This is a genomic window from Mycobacterium sp. (assembly GCF_036490025.1).
Taxonomy (GTDB): domain Bacteria; phylum Actinomycetota; class Actinomycetes; order Mycobacteriales; family Mycobacteriaceae; genus Mycobacterium.
This window is the reverse complement of sequence record NZ_DASXEP010000127.1, coordinates 17,494-30,868: the sequence shown is the minus strand read 5'-3', so window position 1 is coordinate 30,868 and position 13,375 is coordinate 17,494. Positions and strand designations below refer to the sequence as shown.

Below are 13,375 nucleotides of genomic sequence, written 5' to 3'. Positions count from 1 at the left end.
AGCTTAATACTTAAACCTCAACCACGATCAGCGCGTGCGGACGGTGGTTGACGGGCTGGGCGCCGTCTTCGGCCACCACCACGATGTCTTCGATGCGCGCTCCCCACCGACCCGGGAAATAGATCCCGGGCTCGACGGAAAACGCCATGCCCGCCTGCAGCGGTAGATCGTTGCCCGCGACTATGTAGGGCTCTTCGTGCACCGACAACCCGATGCCGTGCCCGGTGCGGTGCACGAAATATTCGGCGAGACCCGCTTCGGCCAGCACCTGACGGGCCGAGGCGTCGATGTGTTCGGCGGTCACGCCGGGGCGCACCGCCTCGACCGCTACTCGTTGTGCCCGCTGTAGTACTGAATACTGTTGCGCGACATCAGGACTGGGCTCACCGATGCTATAGGTACGCGTCGAGTCGGAGTTATACCCGGGCTCGTAGGAGCCGCCGATGTCGACGACGACGATGTCCCCGATCCGAATTTCGCGATCGGAGTATTCGTGATGCGGGTCGGCGCCATGCGGCCCGGAGCCGACGATGACGAATGCGACTTCCGAATGCCCTTCGGCGACAATGGCTTCGGCGATATCGGCAGCGACGTCGGCCTCGGTCCGACCAGGTACCAGGAACTCCGGCACCCGCGCATGCACCCGGTCGATTGCCGCGCCCGCCTTGCGCAGCGCGTCGATTTCGGAAGCGTCCTTGACCATCCGCAGTTCTCGCAGTACTTCGGTGGCCAACACCGGCAGCACACCCAGGACATCGGCCAACGGCAACAGGTGCAGGGCGGGCATCGAATCGGTGACCGCCGTCGCCGCCGGAGCGCCCCTCATTGCGGCGGCGACCAGTTGGTAAGGGTCCTCGCCATCGACCCAATCCCGCACCGCCAGGCCAAGATCGGTCACCGCGGAATCTTTCAGCGACGCCAACTCCAGCCGCGGCACGACGATGGCCGGCTCACCAGTGACGGGCAGCACCAGCGCGGTGAGACGCTCGAAGGTCTGGGCGCGCGAGCCGAGCAGATAACGCAGGTCGTAGCCCGGAGTGATCACCAGACCAGCCAGGTCCGCCTTGCCGGTGGCCGCAGTCGCCGCCGCTATCCGGCGGCGATAGACCTCTGCGTCGAAGCGGTCAGAACCCATGAGTTTCAGGCTACTGGCAGGATGGCGGGCATGTCCGCGCCGGTGCTGCTGCTGGATGGCGCCAGCATGTGGTTTCGTTCGTTCTTCGGCGTCCCATCCTCGATCACGTCGCCCGACGGCCGGCCCGTCAACGCCGTGCGTGGTTTCGTCGACTCGATGGCCACGGTGATCACTCGGTACCGACCCGCCCGGTTGGTGGTCTGCCTGGATTTGGACTGGCGTCCGCAATTCCGGGTCGACCGCATCCCGTCATACAAAGCGCATCGGGTCGAAGAGGAAAAGCCCAGTGGGCAAGCCGATGTCGAGGAAGTTCCCGACGATTTGTCGCCGCAGGTCGAGATGATCGCGGAGATCCTCGCGGCGTTCGGCATCTGCACCGGCGGCGCAGCGGGTTTCGAAGCCGACGACGTGATCGGCACGCTGGCCGCCCAGGAGCGACGCGACCCGGTGGTCGTCGTCAGCGGCGACCGCGACTTGCTGCAGGTGGTCCGCGACGATCCGGTCCCGGTACGGGTGCTTTACCTCGGCCGCGGCCTGACCAACGCGACGCTGATGGGCCCGGTCGAGGTCGCCGATCGCTACGGCGTGCCCGTCGATCGGGCCGGCGCGGCCTACGCCGAGCTGGCCCTGCTGCGCGGCGACCCCTCCGACGGGCTGCCCGGTGTACCTGGCATCGGCGAGAAAACCGCCGCCATGCTGCTGGCGCAGCACGGCTCGTTGGCAGCGATCCTGGCCGCCGTGGACGACCCGAAATCGTCGCTGGCCAAAGGAGTCAGGGCCAAGTTGCGCGCGGCCGCCGACTACGTCCAAACAGCAGGACCCGTGGTGCAGGTGGCCACCGATGCGCCGGTCGACTTCTCTACGGACACCGATGGCTTGCCGCTGGTGGCCGCCGACCCGGCGCGCACCGCCGAACTCGCGACCAAGCTCGGCGTCGGGTCATCGATCTCGCGGCTGCAGAAGGCGCTCGACGCGCTGCCTGCGTCGTGAGGCGGCGCTACTTGGGCCGACCCACCTCGTAGGTGCCCTTGTTGTCCTGGAAAGTCACGGTCACCGAACGCTTGGTGCCGTCGATGCTGACGTCACAATCGAAGCTGGCGCCCTTTTTGACGGTCGGATTCTGACCGTTGTTGCACTTCACGTCTTTGACGTTTTTGGCCCCGTAGCCGTTGGTGCTGTCGGCGAGGATCTGCTGCACACCGGCCTGGGCCTTGCCGACATCCAGCTTGGTGGTCACGAAGAACCCCGGCGCCCAGAAGCCGAGCACCAAGATCACCGCGACGACGACGGCGGCGAACACACCGACCACCGTGCCGACCAGCGCCCGCGAACGCTTCGGCCCGGCCGGGGGCTGGCCGTAGGGACCCGGGTACTGACCGTACTGGCCGGGTTGGGGGTACTGGCCCGGCTGACCGTACTGCCCCGCCTGACCGTATTGACCCGGCTGCCCATACTGGCCCGACTGGCCGTACTGCGTGGCCGGCGCGCCGTACGGGGCGGTCTGGCCGCCGTACTGGCCCTGTTGCGGATAGCCCTGCGGGTAGGACTGCGACGGCGGGTAGTACTGGGTGGGCGGCTGCTGGTATTGCCCGTACTCGGTCGGGGTGTAGGCCGGCGCCTGCCAGGTTTGCTGCTCGGGACCCGAGGCCTGCCAACCCTGGTCGCCGGTGGGTTGCTGCTGCCAGGGCGACACGTGCTGGGTGTGCTCCTCGCCGGCTTGCTGCCCTTCGCCCTGGGTCGGCTGCCACGGCTGCGTCGGGTCGGGTCCCTGCGGTCCGCTCATGTGTGTCAGTCCTCTCAGTGCTGGTTGCAATCGTGCTCAGCCTACCCGGCGTCAACTGCTACGACGCCGCGCCGAATGGCATCGATCGCGCGTTTCGCGGTGACCCGCAACTCCGGCTGCGGGGCGGCGTTGCGGACCTGGTCCAGCAGGTCAAGCACCTGCCTGCACCAGCGCACGAAATCCCCCGGCGACAGCGGCGACCCGGCGCCCTCGACGTCAGCGGCCGCCAACGCGGTGACCAGGTCACCACTGCTGGCCCACCGGTAGATCGCCGCGACGAAGCCGTCGTCAGGCTCGCGACTCAGCGAGAGACGATGTCGCTGCTCGTCGGCGCGCAACTCCGCCGACAGCCGCCGCGTTCGAGTCAGCGCTTGCCGCAACCGCGCCGTCGGCACCTGCTCGTTTCGCGGCGCCCCAGGGCCGTCACCGCCCCGCGTTTCGTAGAGCACGGCCGACAGCACGGCGGCCAACTCGGCGTCCCGCAGACCCGTCCACACATCGGTGCGCAGACATTCGGCAACCAAAAGGTCGCTCTCGCTGTAGATCCGGGCCAGCAGCCGGCCGTCGTCGGTCACCTCGGGAATTCCGTCGATGAGCTCGATGAAGCGGCGCTCGGTGAGCAGTCCGACGATCCGGTCGAACGTGCGAGCCAGCGAGTTGGTGGCGGCGGCGACCTTCTTCTGCAGCGCGGCGTTGTCCCGCTCGATACGCAAGTAGCGCTCGGCGACCCGGACCCGGGTCTCCCGATCGGCTTGGCGGTGGACTGGATGACGCCGCATCTTTTCACGCAGCAACACCAATTCGGGGTCGAGATCGCGATCCTCGCCACGTTTGCCCCGGCGATCGCGCGGGATCGACAATCCGGCGGCCGCCGAACGCAACGCCGACGCCACGTCACGGCGGACCCGCGGTTGCCGGTGCTCGATCCGCTTGGGCAACGTCATCGAGCCGACCGGCGCCGACTCGCCGGAATAGTCCGCCGACGAAATCCTTCCGGCCCAACGGTTTTCAGTCAACACCAACGGTCGCGGATCGGTGCTGTCGCGAGCGGGCTCCAGCACGACCGCCAGTCCGCCTCGTCGGCCGTGGGTGATCGTGATGATGTCGCCGCGGCGCAGACCGGCCAGCGCGTCGTTGACCGCCTGCCGGCGTTGCAGTCGCGATGCGCGGGCCTGGGTGCGCTCCTGCTGGCTGATTTGCTCGCGCAGCCGGGCGTATTCGAGGATGGGCGCGTCATTTCCGCCGAGCTCGGCCGCGACCTCGTCGAGCATCTGCTGCCCGCGCTCCACGCCGCGTACCAGGCTGACCACCGAGCGGTCGGCCTGATACTGCGCGAACGACTGCTCCAGCAGCCGATGCGCCTGCTCCGGGCCGACCCGGTTCACCAGATTGATCGTCATGTTGTAGGACGGGGCGAACGAGCTTCGCAGCGGAAACGTGCGGGTCGAGGCCAGGCCCGCGACCTCCGCCGGCTCACTGGTGTCGTCGCCGGGATTCCAGAGCACCACGGCGTGACCCTCGACATCGATGCCGCGCCGGCCGGCCCGCCCGGTGAGCTGGGTGTACTCGCCGGGTGTCAGCGGCAGGTGCTGCTCGCCGTTGAACTTGACCAGCCGTTCGAGCACCACGGTGCGGGCGGGCATGTTGATGCCCAGCGCCAGCGTCTCGGTGGCGAAGACGGCCCGGATCAGCCCGGCGGCGAACAGCTCCTCGACGGTGTGCCGGAACACCGGCAGCAATCCGGCGTGATGGGCGGCGATGCCGCGCAGCAGCGCCTCACGCCACTCGTAGTAGCCGAGCACCGCCAAATCGGCGTCGTCGAGATCGCCGCAGCGGTGGTCGATCACCTCGGCGATCTTCGCCCGGTCTTCGTCGGTGGTCAGCCGCAGCGACGACCGCAGGCACTGGGCCACCGCGGCATCGCAGCCGACCCGGGAGAACACGAAGGTGATCGCCGGCAGCAGCGCGTCGGCGTCGAGCAGGCGGATCACGTCGGGCCGCGGCGGCGGCCGGTAGAAGCCCGATCTGCCCGGCCGTCCGGACCCTCCCCCTCCGCCGTGGCGGCGCGGCGCGCGCCAGTCCGAAAGCCGATCGGCCTCCCGGCGATGAGCGATGTGGCGCAACAAGTTCGGGTCGACAACCGACGGGCGCCGGTCCCCCGGTTCGTGCGCGCCGTAATCGAACAGGTCGAAAAGCCGCTTACCGACCAGCATGTGCTGCCACAGCGGGACAGGTCGATGGTCGTCGACGATGACCGAGGTGTCCCCGCGCACCGTCTGAATCCAGCCGCCGAACTCTTCGGCGTTGCTCACTGTCGCCGACAGACTGACCAGGCGCACGTCGTCGGGCAGATGCAGGATGACCTCCTCCCACACCGCGCCGCGCATGCGGTCGGCGAGGAAGTGCACCTCGTCCATGACGACATACGAAAGCCCTTGCAGTGCAGTAGAATCCGCGTACAGCATATTGCGCAGCACCTCGGTGGTCATCACCACCACCGGGGCGCCGGCGTTCACCGACAGATCGCCGGTGAGCAGTCCGATCTGACCTTTGCCGTAGCGCGCCACGAAGTCGGTGTGCTTCTGGTTGCTCAGCGCCTTCAGCGGTGTGGTGTAGAAGCATTTGCCGCCGGACGCCAGTGCCAAGTGCACCGCGAATTCGCCGACGACGGTCTTGCCCGCCCCGGTCGGTGCGCACACCAGGACACCGTGGCCGCTTTCCAGCGCAGCACACGCCCGCCGCTGAAAGCCGTCGAGCTCAAATGGCAATTCTGCAGTGAACCGCGCCAATTCGCCTGCGGTCACCGGGTTATCAGGTGATGTCGTCATGAGGTCCGGCGATAGTCGACGGCACACCCACCGCAGACGGCGGGTCGATAACCGAGGCTTCGTCGTCGTCGAGCGTGCTCAGGGCTTCGCGTTTGGCCTTGCGTTTGTCGTGCACGCGCACGATCTGGATGGCCAGTTCGAGCAGCAGGGTCAGCGCCAGCCCCAGCGCGGTCATCGAGAACGGGTCAGAACCGGGCGTGAAAATTGCTGCGAACACGAACATTGCGAAGATCAGGCCGCGTCGCCACGACCGCAGCCGCGCGTAGGGCAACACACCGACGAAGTTGAGCATCACCACCAGCAGCGGGAACTCGAAGCTCACCCCGAACACCAACAGCAGGTTGATCAGAAACCCGAAATACCGGTCGCCGGACAGCGCGGTCACCTGCACGTCGCTGCCGACGGTCAACAGGAAGTGCAGCGCCTTGGACAGCACCAGATATGCCAGCACTGCGCCGGTGACGAACAGCAGTGCTGCCGGAACGACGAACGCCACCGCGAAACGGCGCTCCTTTTTGTACAGGCCCGGGGTGATGAACGACCAGAGCTGGTAGAGCCACACCGGGCAGGCCAGTACCACCCCAGCCGTCAACGCGACCTTCAACCGCAGCATGAACTGGTCGAACGGCGCGGTGGCCAGTAACCGACACTGGCCGTTGGCGATATCGGCCCGCGCTGACGGTGGCAGCGCGCAATAGGGGTGCCGTAGCCAGTTGCCCAGGCTTTCCAGCCCGAACAGCGAGTGCGAATACCAGACGAAGCCCACCGCCGTCGTGAGGGCGATGGCCGCCAGCGAGATCAGCAGCCGGGCGCGAAGCTCGGTGAGATGAGCGACGAGCGACATGGTCGCGTCGGGATTGTTGCGGCCGCGACGGAGACGCGGATCTAGCCGCCTGAATAAACCGGTGGTGCGCACAGTAAATAGGCGCTCGGGCGCCGCGGCGGCGATGCCAGGCTAGGCCGACCGACCGTCAGCCGCCGGCGGTTCTACCCGCTCGGAATGCACCGGCTGAGCCGGCGCGGCCTGGGTGGCAGACGCTTCCGGTTTGTGGTCGCTTTGCAGTTCGCGGACCTCGGACTTGAAGATCCGCAACGACTTGCCCAGTGAGCGAGCGGCGTCGGGAAGCCTCTTGGCGCCGAACAGAACAATCACCAGGACCGCGATGATAGCCAGGTGACCCGGAGTCAGAGCATTCACTTTTATTTACCTCCAGATGTCTCCACGATGCTACCGCAGCCGCCGTCTCATGAGCCGGACCGCGCCGCGGCGTGGTAAGAATCCAGCGCGGCGGCCGCGGCCTCACGCACCCGCGCGGCCAGCGACTGCGGCCCCAGAACGCGCACCGCCGATCCCATGCCCAGCACCTGACGTGCCATCCAGTCTTCCGAGGCGTAGGTCATTGCCGCCTCGCAGTAGCCGTCGGGCAGTTCCCGCAACAGGCGCATCGGGTAGTACTCGAACATCCACGAGGCCGCGGGCGCCAGCCGCAGCGTCGCCCACGGCAGCGAGGGGTCGGCGTCGAACAGCGAGGTGTCCGGCGGCGCCTGGAGCGCGGGTTCCGGTGGCGCGGAAGGCTCGTCGAGCACGGAGGCCTCGACGATGCGGTCGAACCGGAACAGCCGCACGCCGTCGGCCTCCCGTGACCAGGCTTCCAGGTAGCTGTGACCGCCGACCAACACCACCCGGATCGGGTCGACGATCCGGGTGGACAGCGTGTCGTGGGAGGCGGCGTAGTAGTCGATGCTCAGCGCCCGGTGGTCACGGACCGCGGCCCGCACCGCGGCGGCGGCCTGACTCTCGACGGGGGCCGGCTCGTCGACCGCGGCGCCGTCGTTTCCGTGTCCGGCGGCTCCGGCAGCGGCTTCGATTTTGGCGATCGCGCTGCGTGCCGCCTCCGGATCGACCACGCCCGGAATATCGGCCAGCGCGCGCAACGCCACCAGCAATCCGGTGGCTTCCGGTGAGGTCAGCTGCAGCGGAGTGTCCATCCCGGCCGAGAACGCCACCTCGACGGTATCGCCGGTGAATTCGAAGTCGATCAAGTCGCCGGGCCCGTAACCGGGCAGGCCGCACAGCCAGAGCTGGTCGAGGTCCTCCCCCAACTGCTCGACGGAAACGCCCAGGTCAGTCGCGGCCTGGGCGCGGGTGACCCGCGGGTTGGCCTGGAAATACGGCACCATGTTCAGCAATCGCACCAGACGCGTCGATACGGGTGTCATAGCCGCTCCCCTTGCTCCTCAGCGTGAGCGCGTAACCGGCCCAGCACCTCGTCGCGCAGCGGTTTCGGTTCCAGCACCACAGCATCGGCGCCGTAGCCGGCGACATCGCGCGCCAATCGGTCGGTGGTTCCGATGTCGAGTTCGATCACGTCACCGTCGCGGCCGTTCAGCTGCCGGGAACCCAGCGATGTCCCGGTACGTCGCAGCGCGGTGGCCCGCCCGTCGGCAACCCAGACCTGCGCCCGCACGCCCGTCGGTGCGTCTCCGACCGCCTTGGCCACGATCTCGCGCAGGTCGGCGCCCTCGGGCGGGGCGACGGTCCCGGTCGGGCCGACCGGCGTCACCTCGTCGCCGATCCTGGACAGCCGAAACGTGCGGGTGGCGCCGCGATCGCGGTCGTGCCCGATGAGATACCAGCGACCCTTCTCGGTCACCACGCCCCACGGCTCGACGGTGCGCACGGTGTACGGCTCGGTACGTGACGGGCGGTGCGGAAACTGCACAACCTGCCCGGAGTCGATCGCCGACAACAGCGCTCCCAGAACGTTTTCCGACCCCCGCAGGCCCACGCTGCCGGCCGGCGACGCGATGGCGATCGGCACGACCGGATCGACGTCCACGCCGGCCGCGCGCAGTTTCAGCAGCGCCCCCTGCGTGGCGGTGATCAGTTCCGGCGACTCCCACAGCTGGGTGGCCACGGCGACGGCGGTGGCCTCGTCACCGGTCAGCTCGACGGCAGGCAGTGCGTACGAGTCGCGGTTGATCCGGTAACCCTCCACCGGATCGAACGACGACACCTTGCCGGTTTCCAGCGGGATGCCCAGATCGCGCAGCTCATTCTTGTCGCGCTCGAACATCCGCGAGAACGCCTCGTCGCTGGTGCTGTCCGCGTATCCCGCCACGCTGGACCGGATTTTCTCTGCGGTGATGTAGCTGCGGGTAGACAGCAATGCGATGACGAGATTCATCAATCGTTCGACTTTGGAAACCGCCACCCGCACCACCCTAATTGCCGGATTCTCGGCCGGAATTCACCCGGCTTTCCCTGGTGGTTCCGGGCTACATGCTGGCGATCAGCCGCTTGACCCGCTCATCGACCGACCGGAACGGATCTTTGCACAGCACCGTGCGCTGAGCCTGGTCGTTGAGCTTGAGGTGCACCCAGTCGACGGTGAAATCGCGTCCGGCCGCCTGGGCGGCGCTGATGAACTCGCCACGCAGCCGCGCCCGTGTCGTCTGCGGCGGCTGATCCACGGCGGCATCGATTTCCTCGTCGGTGGTGATGCGCGACGCCAGACCCTTGCGCTGCAGCAGATCGAAGACGCCGCGGCCCCGCTTGATGTCGTGGTAGGCCAGGTCCAGCTGGGCGATCTTCGGATCGGACAGCTCCATGTCGTAGCGGTCCTGGTAGCGCTGGAACAGCTTGCGCTTGATCACCCAGTCGACTTCGGTGTCGACCTTGGCGAAGTCCTGGCTTTCCACCGCGTCGAGTTGGCGACCCCACAGATCGACGACCTGCTCGATCTGGGCGTTGGGCTCGCGAGTCTGCAGGTGCTCGACGGCGCGCGCGTAGTACTCGCGCTGGATATCCAGCGCGCTGGCCTGGCGCCCGCCGGCCAGCCGCACCGGTCGCCGGCCGGTGACGTCATGGCTGACTTCGCGGATGGCCCGGATCGGGTTGTCCAGCGAAAAGTCGCGGAACGCCACGCCGGCTTCGATCATTTCCAGCACCAGCGACGCGGTGCCCACCTTGAGCATGGTGGTGGTCTCGCACATGTTGGAGTCGCCGACGATGACGTGCAGACGCCGGTATTTCTCGGCGTCTGCGTGCGGCTCGTCGCGGGTGTTGATGATGGGACGGGATCGGGTCGTCGCACTGGAGACACCCTCCCAGATGTGCTCGGCGCGCTGCGACAGGCAGAAGGTCGCGGCCTTGGGCGTTTGCAGCACCTTGCCGGCGCCGCAGATGAGCTGGCGAGTGACCAGGAACGGCAGCAGCACATCGGAGATTCGGGAGAATTCGCCGGCCCGCACGATCAAGTAGTTCTCGTGGCAGCCATAGGAGTTGCCCGCCGAGTCGGTGTTGTTCTTGAACAGGTAGATGTCGCCGCCGATACCCTCGTCGGCCAGTCGCTGCTCGGCGTCGATCAGCAGGTCTTCCAGCACCCGCTCGCCTGCGCGATCATGGGTGACCAGCTGCACCAGGCTGTCGCATTCGGCGGTGGCGTATTCGGGGTGACTGCCCACGTCCAGGTACAGCCGTGCCCCGTTGCGCAGGAAAACGTTGGAGCTGCGGCCCCAGGAGACCACCCGTCGAAACAGGTAACGGGCCACTTCGTCGGGCGACAGACGACGGTGGCCGTGAAATGTGCAGGTGACACCGAATTCGGTCTCGATGCCCATGATCCGCCGCTGCACAATTCGAGCCTACTTGTTAGACGACCGCCTCGCGGCGCGGCTCGCTGAATAGCGCTGGAACGGCGGAGGCTTGTTGCGCTCGGCGACGTGAGCCGCGTTGAGGGCGCGTTCAGCGTCGATTCGGCGAGCCCGGTCTTGTTCGCGGCTTCGGTAACGCCTGGGCATCATCAGCCCGCGATCACCGGCTGTTCGGTCAACTCTTGGGGCACTGGGCAATTCGCCGGTGGGCCGACACAGGCTGGGAAACAACAGGCTACTGCCCGGCCGAGTGGTGTAGGTCTGGCCAGTCGGCGCTGTCCAGACGATGGTGCCATCGGACCGTTGCTCGTCCGACCATCCGGTCCAGAAAGTTTTCAGCAAATGATGTTTTCTGCAAAGGCATTTCAAGTTCGACGCGTGGGTCAGTCCGAACGGAAAAGGCACCGTGTGGATGCTCCTATGCAGCGTCAAGTCTCTGCATTGTTGGGTTTAGGTCGGTTTGGAGTGCCTGGTAGAGCTCGCGGACCACAGCCCGTTTGAGGCAGCGGATGATCTCCTTTTTGGTCTTGCCTTCGTGGGTTCGGCGGGTCAGGTAGACCTTGGTGGGTTCGTGCCAGCGGAGCCGGTTGACGACGATCAGATGGATGGAGCTGTTGGCGTCTCGGTCGCCGCCGCGGTGCAGGCGGTGGCGGATGGTGTTGCCGCTGCTGGCCGGGACGGGGGCCACTCCGCACAGCCGCGCCAGGGATGCCTCGGACTTCAGCCGTTCGATGTTTTGACCTGCCGTGGTGAGCATCTGACCGGCCGCCTCGGTTCCAACACCGTTGATCGACAACAGAGTTGGCGCATGTTCGGCCAGTATGGCCTCGAGCTCATGATTGGCTTCGGCGATCTCCTCATCGATCATCTGAATCCGTTTGGCCAGTCGGCGCAGCATCCTGCGGGCCGTGACCGTGGGATCGTCGATAGCGCCGTTGGCTGGGATACGCAGTCGCGCGCAGCGCGCCACCAAGGCCGCCCGGTCGTAGCTGGACAACTTCGCGCGCAAGCCGTCGGGAGCGCACCACAGCAGTCCATGGATCTGATGCAATGCAGCCCTGCGTGCCTTGACCGCACTGCGGCGGGTCGCCCGGATCTCACGCACCGATTCGACATACCCCTGGCGATTCTTGGGCATGGCCAGCGCAGCTTCGCTGAGCACCGCGCGGGCAGCATTGATCGCATCGATCGGGTCGGACTTGCCGCGCCGGCGCCGATCTTGCCGATTGGGCCGGGATACCTCGATCACCGTCACGTCGTGAGCCTGCAGAAACCGTTGCAGGCCAGCCCCGTAGGACCCGGTTCCCTCCAGCCCGGCCTTGACCAGCGTGCCAAGCGCACCTGCCCAGGACAACAGTTGCCGGTAACCGGTCGGGGTCGCGGGGAACTCGCGTTCGGCGAGCAGTTTCCCGGTCTCAGCGTCCAGTGCTGCGCCGTGATGGGTGAGTTTGTGGGTATCGACGCCGATCACGACGTGACGAAACCCCGAATGTGTTGTCATGCTGTACCTGCCGTCCTCTATTCCGGTGGATGGGTGGCGACACCGGCGTCGGCGGTTGGACAGGACAGAGATGGGTGCTTGTAGCGCAAGCTCCTATGAGGTCACAGCCGTCGCGTCGGTGACGTCGCACGCCACTCCCAGCGACGGCCGACAGATCCACACAAGGACAACCAGTCGGCGTCAATCGAGGTCAGAGTCAGACCGCCACCGGGAGTGACGCACTCCCATACTCTCTGTCGACATCGCAGAACTCGGCCGGTCGGTCACAGCCCGGGAACCGGCAAGTCATATCCCGGCACCGGATGAACCGTTCCAGCGCGGCCGACGGCCGATAACCCGACTCGGCGGGTGCGTCGCCGGGATGCCGCACCGGCGTGACCTTGGCGCCACCGCTGATCAACTCGGCCAGTAGCGGCGCCGGCACCACACCGCCGCCGACAATCAGACTGGCCCGCCGTTGTATCCCGTCGCCGGCTGGATTTGGTTCGGGGTCGGGAGCCAGCGCCTCCGAGAGCGGTGTGCTCGGGCCGACGGGCCGCGCCGGTCGCTCTCCCGACGTGTGTGGGTCGGGAGCCGCAGCCAGGGCCGATTCTTCGGCGACCACGTGAATGACGACGCTCGTCGCCCGATGGTCGACATCGACACCGGCCGAGCAGGCGGCATTGCCGCAGCCACAGGCCAGCCGGTCGGCCCCGGCGGCCAGCGCGCCCAGCGCGTCGGCGCGGCGCTGAGCGACGGTGCGCGGGTCGTCATCGCACACCCCGTGCGCCATCTGCGTCAGCCGCCGGTCCAGTACTGCGGCGTCGCTCGAGTACAACGTTCCCCATAGGTTGGTGGTGCCGTCCTGACCATCCGCCGAGTCGATCACGACGTCGCGGCCACGCGCCGCTGCCCGGGTGCGCCGCAGCGCCGCGGGATCGTAGCGATCGATGATCGCGTCGATCGCCGTGTCCGTCTTCGCTACGGACAGCGGCCCGAACCGGATCGCCTCTTCGGCCAACGTCTTGTCGGCCAAGGCCAGCGCCGCTTCGTCTTTGATCAGATCGGTGCGCCACACGATCGCAGCCACCAACCGCGCGCTGAGCATCCCCTCCGCGAACACCGCCGCGACATTCGGCAGGCGGTCGCGTAGTGCCACACTCAGATACATCTGGCCCGACGCCATCCCGTGGCTGACGTGCAAGGCGGCAGCGACCTCCGCGGTCACTGAATCCCAGTTGTCGCACGACCACTGCGCGCAATCGGTGGGCCCGTCAGCGCGGCGGCGCACCAACTCGGCAATCGCCGCCAGCCGACGCGCAGAAGCAGCTGCCTCGACGCGGGCCCAGCCAGTAATGGCGGCGGCCACCATGCTGTCGTCGGCGCCGGCCAACTCCCCCGGGCCCGGCAATCCTGTATCGAACATACGTACGATTCTAGCGGCCGCGCTGCCTCAAACAGGCAATACGCCGCCAGCTTGACCCGCAACTGTG

The 13,375-nt window shown here is 67.1% G+C and carries 11 protein-coding genes and 1 pseudogene; 1 reads left to right on the top strand and 11 read right to left on the bottom strand.

Features of this window, described 5'->3' with window-relative positions; genetic code table 11:
• Positions 1-10: 10 nt before the first annotated feature.
• On the bottom strand, positions 11-1,135 hold the full coding sequence (locus tag VGG53_RS13525) for a Xaa-Pro peptidase family protein (RefSeq protein WP_331518566.1): 1,125 nt from the start codon (positions 1,133-1,135) through the stop codon (positions 11-13).
• A gap of 30 nt (positions 1,136-1,165) precedes the next feature.
• On the opposite strand from VGG53_RS13525, the gene VGG53_RS13520 reads away from it, so the two are divergent.
• Positions 1,166-2,125 carry a 5'-3' exonuclease gene (locus VGG53_RS13520; protein WP_331518565.1) on the top strand — a complete coding sequence of 320 codons (960 nt, stop codon included), beginning with the start codon at positions 1,166-1,168 and terminating at the stop codon, positions 2,123-2,125.
• 7 nt (positions 2,126-2,132) lie between these two features.
• Here the strand turns inward: VGG53_RS13520 and VGG53_RS13515 are convergent, their stop codons facing one another.
• The 10 genes and pseudogenes from VGG53_RS13515 to VGG53_RS13470 form a co-directional block, all read right to left on the bottom strand.
• Positions 2,133-2,918, bottom strand: a complete 786-nt coding sequence (locus VGG53_RS13515; protein WP_331518564.1) for a DUF4333 domain-containing protein — start codon at positions 2,916-2,918, stop codon at positions 2,133-2,135.
• A gap of 41 nt (positions 2,919-2,959) precedes the next feature.
• The gene (locus VGG53_RS13510; RefSeq protein WP_331518563.1) at positions 2,960-5,746 is read right to left on the bottom strand and encodes an RNA helicase; all 2,787 of its coding nucleotides are present in this window, start codon (positions 5,744-5,746) and stop codon (positions 2,960-2,962) included.
• Positions 5,730-6,662 (bottom strand): twin-arginine translocase subunit TatC, encoded by a 933-nt coding sequence (gene tatC, locus VGG53_RS13505; RefSeq protein WP_331518562.1) that lies wholly within the window; start codon positions 6,660-6,662, stop codon positions 5,730-5,732. Before tatC ends, VGG53_RS13510 begins: the two co-directional genes overlap by 17 nt.
• A 39-nt stretch (positions 6,663-6,701) precedes the next feature.
• A complete protein-coding gene (gene tatA, locus VGG53_RS13500) occupies positions 6,702-6,944 on the bottom strand; it encodes a Sec-independent protein translocase subunit TatA (RefSeq protein WP_331518561.1) in 243 nt (80 codons plus the stop codon).
• Between the two features lie 47 nt (positions 6,945-6,991).
• A complete protein-coding gene (locus tag VGG53_RS13495) occupies positions 6,992-7,966 on the bottom strand; it encodes a YafY family protein (protein ID WP_331518560.1) in 975 nt (324 codons plus the stop codon).
• Entirely contained in the window at positions 7,963-8,961 is a 999-nt protein-coding gene (locus VGG53_RS13490) for a YafY family protein (RefSeq protein WP_331518559.1), read from the bottom strand. Before VGG53_RS13490 ends, VGG53_RS13495 begins: the two co-directional genes overlap by 4 nt.
• Positions 8,962-9,025: 64 nt before the next feature.
• Positions 9,026-10,384, bottom strand: a complete 1,359-nt coding sequence (pafA, locus tag VGG53_RS13485; protein ID WP_331518558.1) for a Pup--protein ligase — start codon at positions 10,382-10,384, stop codon at positions 9,026-9,028.
• Between the two features lie 9 nt (positions 10,385-10,393).
• A pseudogene (locus tag VGG53_RS13480) lies at positions 10,394-10,813 on the bottom strand (HNH endonuclease signature motif containing protein); the annotation flags it as partial.
• 7 nt (positions 10,814-10,820) lie between these two features.
• Positions 10,821-11,903, bottom strand: a complete 1,083-nt coding sequence (locus tag VGG53_RS13475) for an IS110 family transposase (RefSeq protein ID WP_331518557.1) — start codon at positions 11,901-11,903, stop codon at positions 10,821-10,823.
• 196 nt (positions 11,904-12,099) lie between these two features.
• Positions 12,100-13,308: a DUF222 domain-containing protein gene (locus VGG53_RS13470; RefSeq protein ID WP_331518556.1), complete on the bottom strand. Its 1,209-nt coding sequence runs from the start codon at positions 13,306-13,308 to the stop codon at positions 12,100-12,102.
• Between the last annotated feature and the right edge of the window lie 67 nt (positions 13,309-13,375).